Source organism: Vibrio nitrifigilis, from assembly GCF_015686695.1.
Lineage (GTDB): Bacteria > Pseudomonadota > Gammaproteobacteria > Enterobacterales > Vibrionaceae > Vibrio > Vibrio nitrifigilis.
This window is the reverse complement of record NZ_JADPMR010000004.1, coordinates 92,674-110,803: the sequence shown is the minus strand read 5'-3', so window position 1 is coordinate 110,803 and position 18,130 is coordinate 92,674. Positions and strand designations below refer to the sequence as shown.

Below are 18,130 nucleotides of genomic sequence, written 5' to 3'. Positions count from 1 at the left end.
AAAGGACATGCCATCGCTGTATTTATCTCATACCTAATGCTTGTTGACAGTATGAGCCGCATAAGATTTTTAAATATAAGGATTTATTTAAATTTATAAGGAAATTTATTTATGTCAGAAATCAACAGTTCAATGAAACCAGTCTATATAGATAAGACCATAGAAGACTTATCTATTCAGACAACCCAAACAGCCAAGCTTTGGAACAATAAGAAAATTACCAGCATTATCGTCACAATAGCGATATTTGCCGCCTTCTTTTTACTTTCGATGACACACACAGGTGACGAAGCTTGGGGATGGAAATCCATTCTCCCCACCCTTGCTGTACTCGTTATGGCGATTGTGACACGCCGACCTTTTGAGTCGATGATGGCAGGGTCTGCTGCGGGTTTAATCATGATGAGCCCAAATAACTTTATCACCCCATTTACCGATACCATTTCCAAGGTCGTTGGTGATGAAACCATCGTTTGGGTGGTATTGGTGTGTGGTTTGATGGGCGGTTTCATCCGTATTTTAGAAATCAGCAGTTGCCTTGATGGATTTACTGAATGGTTGAAAACTAAAATAAAATCACGTCGGCAATCCACTATGGCGACGGTCATCCTAGGCGCCATCGTTTTTATTGACGACTACTTAAGCTGCCTCGCAGTGTCTTCTTCCGTGAAAAAGCTAACGGATTACTACCAAGTGTCGCGTGAAAAAATTGCTTATCTTATCGATTCAGCAGCGGCACCAATGTGTGTCATTGTTCCAATTTCAACTTGGGCAGTCTTCTTCTCTGGTCTATTAGAAAATAATGGCGTAGCGGGCAAAAGCCAAGGCATGAGCCTGTATGTTTCTTCCATTCCCTTCATGATGTATGCGTGGATTGCATTGCTGATTGCGTTTCTTGTTGCTGCCGGCATTATCGGTGATGTTGGCCCCATGAAAAAAGCGGAATTACGTGCCAAGAGTGGCCGCCCAGTTCCTCCTGATTATGAAGGGGAAGAGTTAATCAACAAATCCAAAGCCAAAAGACAACTCAGCATGAAAGCTCAGTTGTTCAATTTCTTTTTCCCAGTTGCATTGTTAATCCTGTCGACCGTCTATTATGATATCGACCTGTTAAAAGGCGTTATTATTACCTTTACTGTCACTACATTGCTCTTCTATTTTCAAGGCCTACTCTCCATCAACGAACAAATAGATGCACTATTTGAGGGCTTTCACAGCATGCTGTATCCCCTATCAACCGTTATTGGTGGATTTATCTTAAAAGACATCAACGATTCCTTGGGTATGACCCAATACATCATTGATTCGGTAACACCTTACCTAAGCCAAGCGACTTATCCAGCCATTGTATTCGTCGTATTAGCATTAATTGTGTTTGGCACTGCATCGAGCTGGGGCGTATTTGTTATCGCGATTCCTATCGTTATTCCAGTCGCTCAGCACCTAGACGTACACATGCCATTGGTCGTAGGCGCTATTTTGTCGGCATCCTCTTTCGGTAGCCACGCCTGTTTCTTTAGCGACTCATCCATTTTGGCCGCACAAGGCTCTGGCTGTTCACCTATGTCACACGCTTTTTCTCAATTCCCGTATGCGTTGCTAGGTGCTATCTGCGCAATTATCGCCTTTTTAATGTTGGGCTATGCCTACGCTTAACTTATTTGCCTCTCAACGCTTGGTTTGAGGGGCATCCATTATCGACAGCTTACCTACAATTTATAAGCAGAGCGTCGATGCTCTGCACCCGATGCAAGGAATGGAACATGAAATACCAACTATGGATTAACGGTGAAGCGTGTGATGCGCGTAACGGTGCCGTACTTAACGTTGAAAACCCAGCAACAGGAGAAATCATTGATACCGTACCCAATGCTGGAAACGATGAAGTGAATATGGCGGTATCTACTGCAAAAGCGGCATTTGAGGATGGACGTTGGTCAAAAAAAACACCTGCAGAACGTGCCGCTGTTTTAGCCAAAATGGCGGATTTAATAGAAGCCCGCTGTGAAGAGTTTGCCCGGATTGAATCAGAAGATACTGGTAAGCCCTATGACCTGGTTTCGCTGGGCAGCGATATTCCATTTGCAATCGATAACCTGCGATTTTTTGCTTCTGCGGCTCGCAATGTCAAAGGGTCAGGCAGCGCTGATTATACCCCTGGTTATAGTTCGATTCTGCGCAAGGAACCATGTGGTGTTGCAGTGGGCATCGCGCCATGGAACTACCCTTTCTTAATGGCAATTTGGAAAATTGGCCCAGCACTGGCGGCTGGATGCAGCTCGATTTTGAAACCCGCACCAACCACACCACGTACGTCGTTACTGTTAGGTGCTATCGCGAAAGAAGCCGGACTGCCTGATGGCGTGCTGAACATTCTAAGCGGTGATAATGATACCGGTGCTGCACTGACATCTCACCCCGATGTACAGATGGTGAGCCTAACTGGCTCAAGTCGCACAGGCAAAGCAATTATGAAATCAGCTGCCGATACATTGAAACGCGTCCATTTAGAACTCGGCGGGAAAGCACCACTGATTATTTTCGATGATGCTGATATTAAACAAGCCGCAGAAAAAGCAGCCATTGGTGGATTTCTTAATTCCGGGCAAGACTGTACCGCCGCAACACGAATATTGGTCCATGAGTCGATTTACGATCAAACCGTTGATGCGCTCATTCAAGCGACCAAAGATTTTACCATTGGCAATCCTTTTGATACCGATACCATGATTGGTTCGATGATTTCTCAACCACAACAACAAGCAGTGTCAGGCTTTGTCGAACGTGCACAACAAGCTGGTGCCAACGTACTTATTGGTGGATATATTCCTGAACGCAGTGGCTATTACTATGCACCGACTTTATTAGACAACGTCAAACAAGATTCAGAAGTCGTTCAAGAAGAGATTTTTGGCCCAGTGGTGACGATTCAAAGCTTCAAAACGGACGACGAAGCCTTAACGATGGCCAATGACGTTAAATATGGGTTAGCCTCTTCTGTATTTACGAAAGATATTCAACGTGCGATGCGTTTTTCGCGTGACTTAGTCTTTGGTACCGTATGGGTTAACGACCATTTACCCCTTTCTTCGGAAACCCCCCATGGTGGATTTAAGCAATCAGGGTTTGGTAAAGATCTTTCTGCAGAAGCCATTGATGACTACCTAGTCACCAAACATGTGATGATTGCTCTATAAATTTACTCCCCCATTCTGTCATCTTAATGCACTGTTACGGCAGTGCTTTATGATAGTCAATCCCACCAGTACCAGCCTTCCGTATAAAATAACTATTTTCCTCATCCTTCTTTTTGAAACAACCTGAATAACATTCCGTTGACTATACTCTATAGATTGCTGATTGATACCACCTCATTGAATTATCAACTGGAATAATAACAACAATGAGATTCTAACATTCGCTAACGATGGCGAAGGAAGGGAGCACTATGGATGAAACACAACGTCTAACCATCATTAACGATTACAGTTTACAGAGTAGTGGCGATGATCCAAGCATGAACAATCTCATCGAATCTACTGCCCATTTCCTTGACATGCCAATTGCTTACGTATCCATCATTGGAGAATACACTCAAGTTTTTAAAGCGCGCTATGGCATCCATTTCGAGAGTACCGACAGAGTAGAAGCATTTTGTAATCAAGTGGTCGAAAACGACGATATTGTGTTAGTCGAAAATGCTGAAAAAGATCGACTGTTTTCTAGCAATCCAATGGTCATAGGATCCCCCTTCATCCGGTTTTATGCTGGCATTCCCTTGAGGCTACAAAACGTCGCCATCGGCGCAGTCTGCGTGGTTGATACCAAACCAAGAACCTTAAGTTCTGAGCAGATTCAATCTCTGACTAAGCTCAGCTCTCATATTTCAACCTACCTTGATCTCGTTCGTCAACAAACCCAATCGGCCCATGAGCACCAACTTATTGAGCAATCTCCAGCCGTCCTTATGACGTGGAAAAATTTCGAGGGATTAAACCTCACATTTGCTTCTACTAACCTCACTCAATTATTTGGTCTATCCCTCGAACCTTTAGTCCAGAGACAAGAAATTTTTGAAGATTATATCGATCCCAATAGCCTGAATGAATTTACATTTTTGATGAGCAATCACCGCGCTGGTGTGCAAAATGCCGATGCTCAATTTCAAATAAAAAATCGACACGGCGAACGATTTTGGATCAAGATGATTTCCCAAGCCTTCTTTGATCAAACAGGAGAACTCGACTCAGTACACGCGCTACTTATTGATAACACAATGAATCGGTCTGTCGAACAAAAACTCAAACAGACGAATCAACAAATGCGCATTCTGCTTGAAGCCTCAGACTTAGGTACATGGGATTATGATGTTGTGCATGATATTAACAAAGTCAACCAATATAGCTGCCGTATGATTGGCGTAGATATGGAACTGTTTGATAGTAGCAGGCACTACTGGCGCGGCCTAATTCATCCCGCCGATCGTAGTGCAGTAGAATCAGCCTACACCCAACATCTCGAAGGTGATTCCGAGAGCCTAATGATCATCTACCGTGTCAAACACAGTGATGGCCATTGGATATGGTTTGAAACCTACGGAAAAACCATTGAGCGTGATGAAGAAGGTCACGTATTAAGGGTGGCAGGAATCCATCGCGACATCACAGAAAAAAAAGAAACCGAGCTATTGCAGGATAAACAACGGCAATTACTTAGTTTCATTAATAAGGCAATGAGTATCTATCTACAGCACCATGATTTGTCAGAAGCATGCAGGCAAGTACTGCCTGAGCTGACAGAAATTGCAGACAGTAAATTTGCTTTCATTGCGCAAATGAAGAAAAAAGACAACCGAGATGCTCTTTATATTCACGCAATTACTGAGCTCTCATGGAATGAAGCGACGAGAACCTTGGTGGATATGTATCACAATAGAGCGCTTTATTTTACCAGTTTTGATAATCTCTTTGGCAGTGTGATTACGAAAGAAAGGATGGTCATCAGTAACCAACCCTCAACACACCCATCATCAAAAGGGACACCCAAAGGTCATCCTAAAATTTTTCGATTTATGGGGCTCCCTATTAAACTCGGTTCGCAAGTGGTTGGCATGATAGGTTTAGCTAATAAAATTGATGACTACACCACTAAGGATTCACAATTACTTCAACCTCTTACTGACGCGCTCGCCGCGCTTTACTACTCGGTAGATCTTGAAGACGCTCGCTTTAAAGCGGAACAGCAATTAAAAAACATGGCAATGACCGACCCACTAACCGGACTCTTAAATCGCCGAGCGTTTCGCGATTATTTTGACAAATTAACGTCGACCGGAGAGGTTTATGTCATCGTTATTTTAGACATAGACCACTTCAAGCAAGTCAATGATCAATATGGTCATATCGCGGGTGATGAAGTATTAAAAAGTATTGCCTACCAACTCTCAAATGAGTTACGTACCGATGACATTATTGCTCGCCTCGGTGGAGAAGAATTTGCATTCTTGATTAAAAATGATGATCAAGCTGTTGTCACAGAATTACTCAATCACATACGGTTGACGATTGCGGATAAGGTTATCAACTATGGTCAACACAGCATCCATATTACGATGAGTATGGGTGCCCATTTTATTACTCCTGCCCAAAACCTAACCATGGAGCAACACATTGATGCGGCAGATCATGCACTCTACTCAGCGAAGCAGCAAGGTCGTAACCGTGTTATTTGGGCCAACGATCCTCCGATGACGAAGCTGAAATAACTGCTAACAATTATTTCTTTTTCTATGTTACTCATTCATAAAGCCAATCCTAAATGCCATGAAAATTTAATACACATCTAACCATTTAGTGCTAGATTTAAAGGACATGAAACACGAGAATTTGGTACAACATCGGCATGGAGCAAAACGTATGGTAGATAAGGATCGTCGAACGACATTTAACGTCACGAGCAGCGATGTCGATTATCAACACATAATAGAATTTAACGAAAAGCAGTATGACTCGCTAGATTTTGGTCGTCCAGAAAATGAAGTGGCTATCATCGCGCAAATCAATCAGTGCTTGTACCAATCACTGATGGAAAATGACGTTGAAAAGCTCAAACGCTATACTGAACTACTCGGTTACTACGGGCTGCAAGTCTGGCGTTGATATTGAGCCTGCTCAACTTGCTAGATTTACTCACTCAGTTAAGGCCTGCCCCCATATCCTTAAGATAAAAATACAGGGACAGTCGCTATGTTCTCTTAATGGCCACTATTTAGCTGACTAATTGCTTGATCAATTTTATTAGCGCCTGCTTCAATATCTTGAATCACATCACCAGCGTTAATAGCTGATTTCAACGATTCCTTAGTTTGAGTTTGGCAATCTTCAATCAGGCCCACGGTATCTTTAATTTGCGATAAGTTTTCCGATACCATTGCCACGATATCAACAGTTGTGGCATTCGTCCGCGCAGCTAATTGTCTTACTTCATCAGCCACGACGGCAAACCCTCTCCCCTGCTCACCCGCGCGCGCGGCTTCAATGGCAGCGTTTAACGCTAGCAAATTGGTTTGATCCGCAATACCGCGGATGCTGTTAACTAACTCATTAATTTTTTGAGAATGTTCATTGAGAGCATTAATGTCATGACTTGCCTTATCCATTTTAGCGGACAAATCATTCATATTCGAGATAGTCGACTCAATCACTTTTCTCCCAGTAGCCGTTTGGGCACGGGTTTCACTGGACACTTCACTGGCCAATTGCGCAGCTTCATTCACCGCTTGTTCTTTATTGATTTCATCAGTAATCACGGTGGCGTATTTCACGACCTTATATAGCCGCCCATGTTCATCATGAATAGGGTTATACGATGCTTCTAACCAAACGATATTACCATTACGGTCAACACGCTTAAAACGGCCGGAAACATACTCGCCTCGGCCAAGCTTCTCCCAAAACTTGGCGTATTCATTTGAATTCGCTTCTTCTGACGTACAAAAGATACGGTGGTGTTTTCCCTTAATATCACTGAGCTTGTAGTGAACACCATTAAGGAAATTATCATTGGCAGTCAATATTGTGCCATCTAGCGAAAATTCAATCACGGCGGTTGAACGGTTCAGCCCGTTGATTAAATCCTGCTTCTCACGCGACGTTTGAATGGTGTTGGTTAACTCATTGGCAAAGACACTAAAGCGCAGCAACTTTTTATCCCGTGATTTCACTGGTTGAATAATTGCCCTTAGCCAGACATCTTCACCTTGACCATTCGTTGTTTCAATCGCGCCATGCCAATGTTTTGCTGATTCTATTGCCGTTTTCATTCTTGAGAAGTGCTGGGTATTTTGTGCCTCTTTCGGCACTATAGACGTCAAAGGCTTGCCGACTAAAACGCTTTTACTGACTCCAAGCTGCTCTTCAAAATTGGCATTGATGGATGAGATGGCGCCATTCGGCTCCAAGGTCAAACTCAACATATCTTCGCATAAGCTGTCGTGTACTTGCTTTAAAGCATAGAGTTCTTCTTCTAAACCTTCTTCAGCACTACTTTTCCGTTTTTTAAAAAACATATCGCCTCTTCAATATATTCGACGGTACTAGAAAACATCGTGTTAAATATGTCACTACTTAATCAGAATAGCAGCAAGATGTAGTAACGCAACTTAATGATATACCGCTAATAACAAAGCGTAACGCCTGAAGATAAGCCACTGACAATGTTGGTCAATTAGTAGCATAAGGGTAATATTGAAATTGTCTATCCCCCTCCCATCCCCCTCACAAAAAAGTAAGCTATCAAATGATACTGTTAGCAACTAATAGAAACGCTTTTTCATCGCCCCTTTGAGCTGTTTTGGCGTCAGTTGTCGTTCCATCAATTCAAACATGCCAACCATTTTGGGGATAACATGCATAAAATGCGTTTTAAACCCTTCGCACAGATAGTTTTTGTTTGGCTTACCATCACTCGACACTTGAAATCGATGTTTCGGGCATCCCCCGTTGCATACTTGCTTCACAGGACAATCAAGACAATCTCGACTGATATTTCTCTTCTTACTTTCACCAAAATGCAGATTTTGTGGAGAATTCACCAAGGCATCAAGCTCATCCTCATTCACGTTGCCTAACTTATGTTCTGGGTACACGAAATGGTCGCAAGAATACACATCTCCATTTGCTTCCATAACCAAATCGCCGCCACACGTTTCACTAAAAACACAAGCAGAAGAGCGGCCGATCATTTGTGACATTGTTTGTTCGAAATTCATAACAAATACACGATTAAAGTCATTCACAACCCAATAATCAAAAATTGTGTTGAGAAAACTGCCATAAGCTTTAGCAGGAACAGACCAAGGTGTTACAGAACATTGACCAGAAAAATCCGGTTGGATTAAGGTTAAACCGTGTTCATCAGCTTCCATAGCCTGACGTTCAACCAATGGAATAAACTGCATGAACTGACTTCCTATGCTTTTTAGAAACCGATACGTTTCAAGCGGTTTACGTACATTAAATTCATTAACAACCGTTAAGGTATTAAACTCAACTTTATGTTTTTTCAGGTATTCTATGCCACGTAGCACATCATCGAATGTACTTTTACCTGAACGAGAAACTCTATACTTATCATTAACCTCGCGATCACCATCGATTGATACGCCCACAAGAAACTGGTGTTTCCCTAAAAATTTCGCCCATTCATCATCGATACGAATCGTGTTAGTTTGAAAAAAATTCTGTACTTGCTTTGTACCTTTATATTTATTTTGTAACTCTAGTGCTTTGGCAAAAAACTCAATACCAAGTAGCGTCGGTTCGCCTCCTTGCCAAATAAAATCGATGACCTCTCCCTTTTGCGATTGTATTTGCTTTTGGATATAACTTGCTAAGGTCTCGTCATCCATTTTCCAATGGTTCTTTCTATCTGGGTAGAGTTTTTCTTTTTCTAGATAGAAACAGTAAGTGCAGTCTATGTTACAAACTGAACCACTGGGCTTAGCGATCATTTGAAAATTGCTTATCGATGTCATGTTCAAGCCTTACTATTCTTTGCTACTTTGATCTTTTCGCGCATTATTTTTCATGTGGTACATCACCACAAACATGGTTCCATCTGAACCATCAACTAATGTGGTAGGGAAAATATCGATATTGGGAATGTGATAGTAGTCATCGGGATAGGTACCACCGTCTAATGCCACTTTAACAAATAAGGTATCGCCATTTTTGTGTAACTCTGCATAACTGGGTAACGACTGCTTATAAAAGCTCACTACATCGTCGTAATGGCTATCGGTCACAAAAGTGGCAAAATGTAAAGAGCGCCTACCATCATCGAAATCGAAACCCAGAGTTTTGTTCACAATCAATGCAGAATTGGCGAATATTGGTAGCGAAACAGCATCTCGTGGCGATTGAACCATTAATGGGCTGATTCCCATCATTTTGATTAATGCACGCTGAGTTTCTGCTAACAAAGTCGGATTATGTTGTTGATGCTCAATTGAAGAGTGAGCATCAATCGCACAGCTAAACACCATGCAGACCAAAGCAGCGGACACTGATAAATAATGTTTCACGTTCATAAAATTTCGTTCTATTTCAAGTTCTAATCACACAATACAACGGGCATTGCAACACAAAGCAAAATAGCGCTCTATTAGAGCGCCTCATCGATTTACTTATTTTGTCCTGACTTCATATAGTGCTCTTGGATGTATTCCTGAGTCCGTTTCAGCCCATCAGAAAATTCTCCGTAGGCTTTCTGCTTATCAGCAACATCAGGGAAGAAACCAAAATACTTGTCGGCAGGATCATATCCACGCATCCAACTATCAGGAAAATCTGCTGCCTTTTTGCCTTCAGGTCCATGACGGAAAAGGATCCCGGTCGATAGACGTTCATTGTATGGAATGGTGTTTTTACCTTCATGATTCTTCAGTTTCATGAAGAGTTCATGACGCAACTTAATGCGAACAGCTGCAATTTTAGGATCATTAGAATCAATCAAATTGTGCTTTTCATGGGGATCATTTTGCATGTCGTACAATTCTTCAGTATCCCACACTCCGTAATAATTGATGTACTTATAATGGTCAGTTCGAATAGCAAACGTCGTCGGTGTATATGGGAAATTGTATTCCCAGAAGTATTCATACACGAAATCTTTCGCTCTTGGCTTAGCCGGTTTCTTACCAGAAGCAAGTGGAAGAAAACTCGCTCCATCATAATTACTCGGTTCTTGAATATGAGCAGCATCGAGCAATGTTGGGGCTATATCAATATTTTCCACCATATCCTTCACTACGCGACCTTTATCAAACCCAGGTCCCATTGCAATTAAAGGAACACGAATAGACTCTTCATAAGCAGTTCGTTTATCAATTAAGCCATGCTCTCCGAATTGAAAGCCGTTATCCCCCATCACCATCACGATAGTATTTTTATCCAGATGATGCTCTTTAAGGTATGTCATTACTCGACCGACACTGTCATCAACAGACATCAGGGTTTCATAGTAGGCTTCTTTAAATTTATCCAAATCAAGCTTAGTGTCATACGGGTAATCAATACCGTGCCAGCTATTGCGTTGATCTTTCACCCAACGGGGCTTGCCTTTATAGTTTTCATCCGTATTAGCATAGGTATCCGGTTTTTTGTAGTGACGACCGGCCAGTTTGCCAATATGGCGAGGTGCTGGAAGAAAATCTGCGTGCACACCTTTATGGCCAAGATACAACATAAACGGCTTTTTCTTATCACGTTGGTCAAGCCAATTGATCGCGTAATCAGTGAGCTCATCGGTGATATAGCCTTTCTGTTTCACTAACTTGCCATCAACATTAAGCATGGATGGTTTGCCCGTCGCATCAATGGGATAATAATTGCCTTGAGCATTAGAGCCGATGAAACCCACCCATTTATCAAACCCCGCAAAACCAGGTTTTGCTTCCTCTTCCACCCCACCAAAGTGCCATTTACCAAAGAAACCTGTTTGATAACCGGCTTTTTTCAACAGTTCAGGGAAATAATGCAATTTGAATACATCGGGGTTTTTGTTGTTATCTACCATTCCATGATTATGGGCATACATCCCCGTCAAAACACTGGCTCGGCTTGGTCCACTTAAAGACGTGGTGACAAATGCATTTTTAAAATAGGTTCCTTCTTTGGCCAATTTATCCATATTAGGTGTAACGGCTTCGTGATTGATGAAGCCCAAAGCATCGTAACGTTGATCGTCAACAATAATATAAACAATATTGGGTTCAGCTTGGCTTGCTTGTGCAGCTTGAACAGGCTCGACACTCATCACCATCGGCGCACATGCCATGGTTATCATTCCTGCCAATAAATTTTTCTTCATTTTTCTATCCTTAGGGTCACGTTTATTTTCTTTTGGACAAAAAAAAGACCTAAAGAGGTGCTCAATTCACACCTCTTTAGGTCTTGCCTGATTGAATCAGTTACAATCCTAAACTTTCTATTCTAATGCATCAAAAAACAAAAAATAAATAACAATAAGTCATCAATGAATAATTACAAAAACACATTGTATTTTGTAATTTAAAAAATCAATTTTGGATAATTTAAACTTTGTTAATGCAAAAGACAATATAAAAACATGTAAACAGTCACTTTATGTGATTAAGATCAACATAAAAGATCATAATTGTTACAAATAATAAACAATGCAATGATTTAGAACACAATCAATACACCAAGAAAATAATAAATAGAACTAAATATAAATATTAAAAAAACAAATAACCCCAGTTCCATAATATCTATGTTGTTATTTTTTAAAAATTAAAATATATTTATATTAATAATTGAACCCATCAATTATTTAAGGTATTAATTTTGAAAAAAATACTCGCTTTTACTATTATTCCAACTCTGATTAGTATGAATGTCTATGCTGAAGATATCTATATTTCACCTGATGGTAGTGATTCCAATTCAGGTACACTATCAGCACCATTTGCCACACTAATGGCCGCGCAAACGGCAGCAAGTGAAGGGGATACTGTCTACATTAAGGGAGGAACCTACGAACTTTCAACGGACGATATTTCCAAAGAAACCTCAGTAAGAGCCATTGTTAACAACATTACCAAAGATGGTATTAATTATATCGCTTACGGAGATGAAAGACCTGTTTTTGATTTTACTGATGTTCTACCAGAGGGCCTGCGTGTCATTGGCTTTATGGTTTCAGCAGATAATTGTACTTTTAACGGCTTCGATGTCGTTGGCATTCAAATTACCGTTACAGGAAAACTGACTCAATCAACCGCTTTTAGAGTACAAGATGGGAACAATAACACGTTTGAAAACCTCTCTGTACATGATGGTCATGCTATAGGCTGGTATCTTACATCAGGAAGCAATAACGTCGTCAACAACATGGACGTATATAACAACAGTGGCATTGACAGCTATTCATATGGAAACATCGATGGTTTTGGAGTTCATCCGAGTGATTCATCACAAACAGGTAACGTGATTCGTAACTCAAGAGCTTGGTTAAATACCGACGATGGATTTGATCTCATTAGTGCAAAAGCGGTCGTGACTTTAGAAAATAACTGGTCATTCTACAATGGTTATGACGCAAATTTTGTTAAACGTGGAGACGGTAATGGCTTCAAAGCTGGAGGATTCGGCAGTAATGGTAGTGAGTTGCCGAGTGTTATTCCAAAACATATCATTAAATATAATCTAGCTGTTGCTAACCGAGCAGCCGGGTTCTACGCAAACCACCATGTTGATGGACAAATTTGGATAGGTAATACAGCGATTGCAAACAATAATGGCAACTACAATATGCTGTCGACTCTTGCTTCAGATAATGATACCGATGTAGATGGTTACGGCCATTACATGCGTAATAACCTAGGTTTCAATGGGAATAATGATAAAGAGGTGATTAATCTAGGAGATGAAACAGAAAACGATATCGCATACAACTACTTCAACCTAGACGTCTCTGTTGATAAAAACGATTTTGTAAGTCTAGATGAAGATGAATTAATGGAAGAGCGCCAAGACGATGGAAGCTTACCTGATATCGAATACGCACACCTTACTTCATCAAGCGACCTAATAGATGCAGGCATTGATATTGGCGACGATTATCAAGGAACAGCCCCTGATTTAGGTGCCTTTGAGTATGACGAATAATCACCATTAATTAATACCTAACAGGCACTGAACGATCATTCGCGACGTGCCTGTAATATCAATTCTTCTTACCTTATTTCACCATCAACTTTATCACCCACCTCTAACACATGCATAAAACAGCGTTGCTTAATTACGCGTAGATTTGCCTATTTATGTCACAATTCCCTCACCTTACAATTGCACTTTGATCAATCAAAATACAATATTGCGCTATAGATTTATCTCGACTAACTCGCGAAGCTTGCATTGTTAGCGCTGTGATTAAGAGGAACAAGATGAAAACAGCTAAAAAAATTGTATTGATGTACAAAGGAAGTAATAGCATTCCAGAACAGATCATAAATCGTATCCGAGATAAAACTCCGGCAGGTTTTTCTTTGCTTATCAGTGATAATCACACCTCAGAGTTAGAACGACGCACAATGATAGAGGGAGCAGAATACATCATTAATTACAGTGTCCCTTTCGACGATTTCGATAAAGCAACATCGCTACGATTTGTACAACTTCTTAGTGCAGGTGCCGATCTTCTTGATTTAGAAAGATTTAAGCAAATGGATATCCCCGTAGCTAACAATGGCAGCGTCAATGCTCCCACGGTGGCTGAACATACTATTTTGTTAATGCTGAGTCTGCTAAAAAAATTACCAGAGCATCATAACAGTATGAAAAATAAAGAGTGGTTAGGTCATCAACATGCTCTCAATCTCGGTGAACTTTGTGGCAAAACAGTAGGGATAATCGGTTTTGGCCACATTGGCCAACGTGTTGCTCGTGCTATCAAAGCATTTAACGGACAGGTCGTATATACCGACCGCCACCATGCGAGTGAAAAAGTTGAACAGGAATTTGATGCCAAATGGTTGCCATTGAACGAATTATTGCAAACATCCGATATTATCACTTTTCATATTCCACTCTTTGAATCAACACGAAATATGATCGATAAGGCGCAGTTCTCATTGATGAAACCGACCGCACTACTTATCAATACGGCTCGCGGGCCAATTATTAATCGTGCTGCTTTATTAGAAGCTTTAAACAATCACACCATCGCGGGTGCAGGTTTAGATGCATTCCATAATGAGCCCCTACCGGCAGACGACGAATTACGTAATAAAGATAACGTTATTCTTACGCCACATATAGCGGGGACATCCATCGATAATTGGGAACGACGTATCGACTTTGCATTTGCCAATATCCTTGATGTCGAAAATGGGTACCGTCCCCACTCTATCATCAACCGCTAACCTTGGATTGAATCCATAAATGCTTTGAGGTGTATGCTATGTCATTGTATTCGGAAGACTTTATTAATCGCTTTTCATGGAATGGGCAGCTCTATCATTATGTAGACTTAAAACACCTTTGTGGTGAGCAATTAACGCAGCTTCCCTATGTAATGAGATTGCTGCTAGAAAATGCAGCTCGTCATTTAGAAGGAGCCGAACGAAAACGGACTATCACATCAATACTTCGTTGGTTAGAGCAGCAATCAAGTATGGATGAAATTCCATTTCAGCCCAGTCGAGTATTGATGCACGATACCACCAGCACCCCAGCATTAGTTGATATGGCAGCGATGCGAGACGCTTTGGCAGAGCAAGATATTGACCCTACAATTCTCAACCCATTGTTACAAGTTGATGTCTCCGTCGATCACTCTCTCGCGGTGGAATACTACGCGCAAAACGATGCAGCGACTAAAAACCTCAGCTTAGAAATGCATCGTAACCGTGAACGTTATCAGTTTCTCCGATGGGCAAGCGAGGCATTTAAAAATGTGCGAATCAACCCTCCGGGTACAGGGATCATGCACACCATTAATTTAGAACAGCTAGCTACTGTCGTCCAAACGGAAAAGCACAATGATATTTCATGGGTTTTTCCGGACATGATGTTAGGTACAGACAGTCATACACCGATGATTAATGGTATTGGTGTCTTAGGATGGGGAGTGGGCGGCCTAGAAGCCCAAAGTGTTATGTTTGGCATACCGACGATGCTACGTATTCCTGATGTAGTCGGAGTGAAATTAGTTGGCACCCTCAGTCCAATGGTCCAAGCAACCGACATTGCCCTTAAAGTCACTCATGAATTACGAAAACTAGGGGTCACTGGAGAATTTGTTGAGTTCTTTGGTTCTGGAGTATCGGAACTCACAGCTGATGACCGATGTGTTATTGCCAATATGGCACCAGAATATGGCGCAACGACAGGGTACTTTGCCATCGACCAAGAGACTCTAGATTACTTAAAACGCACAGGTAGAACTAATGAGCAAATAGAGTTAATTCAGGCCTACAGCCAAGCAAATGGTCTTTGGTTCAGTCCAGAGCAAACCCCTTTTTATACCCGTCAAGTTGAGATTGATCTTGCGACGATCAACTTCAACGTTGCAGGACCTAAACGTCCGCAAGATTTGCTGAACGTTGGCGATATTCCAGCCGTATTACGGGAAGCCGTTGCCGTTTCCGAAACTTTGGATAAGAGTCTCCCTCAATTTCCTATTGCAATAGCAGCCATTACTAGTTGCACTAACACCACCAATCCCCAACAACTCATAGCGGCAGGATTGTTAGCACGCAATGCAAACCGGTATGGGGTAAAAATCCCTTCTTGGGTTAAAACGTCGCTTGCACCTGGCTCACCCGCAGCCGCCAGCTACTTGCAACGTGTTGATCTGCTCTCAGAACTCAGCCAGTTAGGCTTTGATATCGTGGGCTTTGGTTGTACGACCTGCATAGGCAACTCAGGTCCATTACCCCACATTATAAGCACCGCCCAACAAGCACAAACTTGCCAGCCCGTTGCGGTGTTATCAGGAAATCGCAACTTTCCAGGTCGTATACATCCTGATTTATATCTTGGCTTTTTGATGTCCCCCGCTATGGTTGTCGCCTTTGCGATTGCTGGTGATGCTGAAATGAACCTCACAAGAGACGCCATATTTACCGATAACAACGGGAATGCGGTTTATTTACAAGATATTTGGCCAAGTCGTGAAGAAGTCGCAAACTATACGCAGTTAGCTCTCAATGCTAATGATTTTAATCGTGATTTTAGTAACGCAAGTCACAATCTATTATGGGACAATCTGGATGTTCAGAATTCCCCTCTGTTTCCTTGGGATCCCAATTCAAATACCTTACGTCGTCCTCCTTTTGTTGATAGCACCATACAAAGCTTACTCGGGCGTTACACCGCATTTCCGCTTATGTCATTAGGAGACGATGTCACCACTGATCATATCTCTCCAGCCAGTGCTATTCCTAGTGACAGTTTTATCGCAGACTACCTCGTCGAACGTGGCGAAGATAGAAATGATCTCAATGTCTTTGCATCCCGCAGAGGAAATTGGCAAGTAATGATGCGTGGTACTTTTTATAACAAAAGCTTATGTAATAACTTGTGTTTAGAAGCCCCTGTCGGCCATACGTTACATATCCCATCAAAAGCCATTGAGCCAATTTGGTCAGTGGCACAAAAATACAAAGATGCTCATCAGCCCACTATTATCATAGCTGGCGAGAGGTACGGGATGGGCTCTTCACGCGACTGGGCCGCTAAAGGCCAACAATTGCTTAACGTTCATGCGGTGATTGCTGTCAGTTTTGAACGTATCCATCGCTCGAATCTAATTGGCATGGGAATTCTACCGCTTGTCATTTCTCGCTCAACTTGGCTCGCAATGAATATTCAGCCTGGAGATAGACTCACAATATGCGCTCTAGCAGAACACCTTTCACCACGTTCAAGCGTAGAGGTAACAATACAGCGTGTAGACAATCATGTGGAAGAATTTCAAGCGACGGCTGCTGTTGAAACCCAGTTGGAAACTGAGTTACTGCGTCAAGGTGGTGTATTTAAATTTATTCTACAAAAGTTCAATAACTCTGCAGAATCGAATCTTTCTTAAATGGTGAGTAAATCAGTGTGTTGTTGAATTTTACTTCCAGATGGCTATATTGTGACGTCCAACTGAATTCAACATCACCTAACAGCCGTTTGATATGACAATAAAACAGACTACCGCAGCCAGTGTACTTAAAATATTGAAGCAAGAAAATTTTGCTGTCGGAGCCCACTTATCAGCACAATATTTCGCAGATAAATTATCTCTTTCTCGTAGTCCAATTAATCGTGCGTTTGCTACGTTAGCAGAAAGAGGCATCTTGGTTAAACAGCCAATGCGCGGTTACTTTGTAACAAAAGTCATTGAAGATTCGTTCGACGAAGCGGTTGTGGAAATGGGCTTGGTTGAAAAAGATGTTGTGGAATCCGTTTACTTTAAAATTGCGGAAGATCGCCTAAGAGGAGAATTAGGTGATGTGTTTTCCGAGAAACAAATCAAGAAGCGTTACGATCTCACCATGACTCAGCTACAAAGTGTGATCAATAAAATAGCTGAAGAAGGTTGGATCAACAAAAAACCTGGCTATGGCTGGGAGTTTTCTCCGATGCTCACTACCCCAGAAAGTTTGATGCAAACTTATCGCGTAAGGTTAGCGTTAGAACCAGCAGCACTACTTGAACCGGGATACTTTATTGCGCCGGAAGTCATTGAAGAATGTCGCCAAGTAGAGCTGAAGTTAATCGCGAAAGGTACCTCGTCCAGTACCACTGAACAGCTTCATCAGCGTGGTGTTAACTTCCACCAAGCGATTATCGAAGCCTCTGGTAACCCATTTTTTATCGATACCTTGGCAAGAATCAATAAAGTAAGACGCCTTCTGTCATACCGTTCTATGCAAGACAGAACGCGCTACTTAGAGCACGCACAACAGCATTTAGCGATTTTGGACTTACTTGAACAAAAACGTAACGCGGAAGCATCTGAACAGCTAAGACAGCACCTCGCCTCAACCATCAGCAACATCGAAAAAATCAATCAGTTACTTAAGTAAATACCGAGCCCTTACGCTATTTATGCC

The 18,130-nt window shown here is 41.7% G+C and carries 12 protein-coding genes; 8 read left to right on the top strand and 4 right to left on the bottom strand.

The window, feature by feature from the left end; all coding sequences use genetic code 11:
* Positions 1-111: 111 nt before the first annotated feature.
* From I1A42_RS16765 to I1A42_RS16750, 4 genes are all read left to right on the top strand, one after another.
* Positions 112-1,656: a Na+/H+ antiporter NhaC family protein gene (locus I1A42_RS16765; protein ID WP_230389598.1), complete on the top strand. Its 1,545-nt coding sequence runs from the start codon at positions 112-114 to the stop codon at positions 1,654-1,656.
* A 107-nt stretch (positions 1,657-1,763) separates the two neighbouring features.
* Positions 1,764-3,197, top strand: a complete 1,434-nt coding sequence (locus I1A42_RS16760; RefSeq protein ID WP_196124135.1) for an aminobutyraldehyde dehydrogenase — start codon at positions 1,764-1,766, stop codon at positions 3,195-3,197.
* Between the two features lie 251 nt (positions 3,198-3,448).
* Entirely contained in the window at positions 3,449-5,764 is a 2,316-nt protein-coding gene (locus tag I1A42_RS16755) for a sensor domain-containing diguanylate cyclase (RefSeq protein WP_196124134.1), read from the top strand.
* A gap of 151 nt (positions 5,765-5,915) precedes the next feature.
* Entirely contained in the window at positions 5,916-6,158 is a 243-nt protein-coding gene (locus tag I1A42_RS16750) for a hypothetical protein (protein WP_196124133.1), read from the top strand.
* 95 nt (positions 6,159-6,253) lie between these two features.
* On the opposite strand, the gene I1A42_RS25440 is transcribed toward I1A42_RS16750, so the two are convergent.
* The 4 genes from I1A42_RS25440 to I1A42_RS16730 all read right to left on the bottom strand — a co-directional run bounded on the left by I1A42_RS25440 (position 6,254) and on the right by I1A42_RS16730 (position 11,370).
* Positions 6,254-7,567, bottom strand: coding sequence for a methyl-accepting chemotaxis protein (locus tag I1A42_RS25440; RefSeq protein WP_230389596.1), 1,314 nt, complete (start codon positions 7,565-7,567; stop codon positions 6,254-6,256).
* A 246-nt stretch (positions 7,568-7,813) separates the two neighbouring features.
* On the bottom strand, positions 7,814-9,034 hold the full coding sequence (locus I1A42_RS16740; protein WP_196124132.1) for an anaerobic sulfatase maturase: 1,221 nt from the start codon (positions 9,032-9,034) through the stop codon (positions 7,814-7,816).
* A gap of 12 nt (positions 9,035-9,046) precedes the next feature.
* Complete coding sequence (locus tag I1A42_RS16735) at positions 9,047-9,589, bottom strand: hypothetical protein (RefSeq protein ID WP_196124131.1); 543 nt, start codon at positions 9,587-9,589, stop codon at positions 9,047-9,049.
* 92 nt (positions 9,590-9,681) lie between these two features.
* Entirely contained in the window at positions 9,682-11,370 is a 1,689-nt protein-coding gene (locus tag I1A42_RS16730) for a sulfatase family protein (protein WP_196124130.1), read from the bottom strand.
* Between the two features lie 497 nt (positions 11,371-11,867).
* On the opposite strand from I1A42_RS16730, the gene I1A42_RS16725 reads away from it, so the two are divergent.
* The 4 genes from I1A42_RS16725 (at position 11,868) to I1A42_RS16710 (ending at position 18,103) form a co-directional block, all read left to right on the top strand.
* A complete protein-coding gene (locus tag I1A42_RS16725; protein ID WP_230389594.1) occupies positions 11,868-13,190 on the top strand; it encodes a right-handed parallel beta-helix repeat-containing protein in 1,323 nt (440 codons plus the stop codon).
* Between the two features lie 278 nt (positions 13,191-13,468).
* Positions 13,469-14,446 carry an NAD(P)-dependent oxidoreductase gene (locus I1A42_RS16720; RefSeq protein ID WP_196124129.1) on the top strand — a complete coding sequence of 326 codons (978 nt, stop codon included), beginning with the start codon at positions 13,469-13,471 and terminating at the stop codon, positions 14,444-14,446.
* 38 nt (positions 14,447-14,484) lie between these two features.
* Positions 14,485-17,115, top strand: coding sequence for an aconitate hydratase AcnA (gene acnA / locus I1A42_RS16715; RefSeq protein ID WP_196124128.1), 2,631 nt, complete (start codon positions 14,485-14,487; stop codon positions 17,113-17,115).
* 94 nt (positions 17,116-17,209) lie between these two features.
* Positions 17,210-18,103: a GntR family transcriptional regulator gene (locus tag I1A42_RS16710; protein ID WP_196124127.1), complete on the top strand. Its 894-nt coding sequence runs from the start codon at positions 17,210-17,212 to the stop codon at positions 18,101-18,103.
* Positions 18,104-18,130: the final 27 nt, after the last annotated feature.

Coding starts and splice junctions, on each gene's coding strand:
- I1A42_RS25440 (WP_230389596.1), bottom strand. CDS start 7,567: ATGTTTTTTAAAAAACGGAAAAGTAGTGCTGAAGAAGGTTTAGAAGAA.
- I1A42_RS16710 (WP_196124127.1), top strand. CDS start 17,210: ATGACAATAAAACAGACTACCGCAGCCAGTGTACTTAAAATATTGAAG.
- I1A42_RS16740 (WP_196124132.1), bottom strand. CDS start 9,034: ATGACATCGATAAGCAATTTTCAAATGATCGCTAAGCCCAGTGGTTCA.
- I1A42_RS16720 (WP_196124129.1), top strand. CDS start 13,469: ATGAAAACAGCTAAAAAAATTGTATTGATGTACAAAGGAAGTAATAGC.
- acnA (WP_196124128.1), top strand. CDS start 14,485: ATGTCATTGTATTCGGAAGACTTTATTAATCGCTTTTCATGGAATGGG.
- I1A42_RS16765 (WP_230389598.1), top strand. CDS start 112: ATGTCAGAAATCAACAGTTCAATGAAACCAGTCTATATAGATAAGACC.
- I1A42_RS16755 (WP_196124134.1), top strand. CDS start 3,449: ATGGATGAAACACAACGTCTAACCATCATTAACGATTACAGTTTACAG.
- I1A42_RS16735 (WP_196124131.1), bottom strand. CDS start 9,589: ATGAACGTGAAACATTATTTATCAGTGTCCGCTGCTTTGGTCTGCATG.
- I1A42_RS16730 (WP_196124130.1), bottom strand. CDS start 11,370: ATGAAGAAAAATTTATTGGCAGGAATGATAACCATGGCATGTGCGCCG.
- I1A42_RS16760 (WP_196124135.1), top strand. CDS start 1,764: ATGAAATACCAACTATGGATTAACGGTGAAGCGTGTGATGCGCGTAAC.
- I1A42_RS16750 (WP_196124133.1), top strand. CDS start 5,916: ATGGTAGATAAGGATCGTCGAACGACATTTAACGTCACGAGCAGCGAT.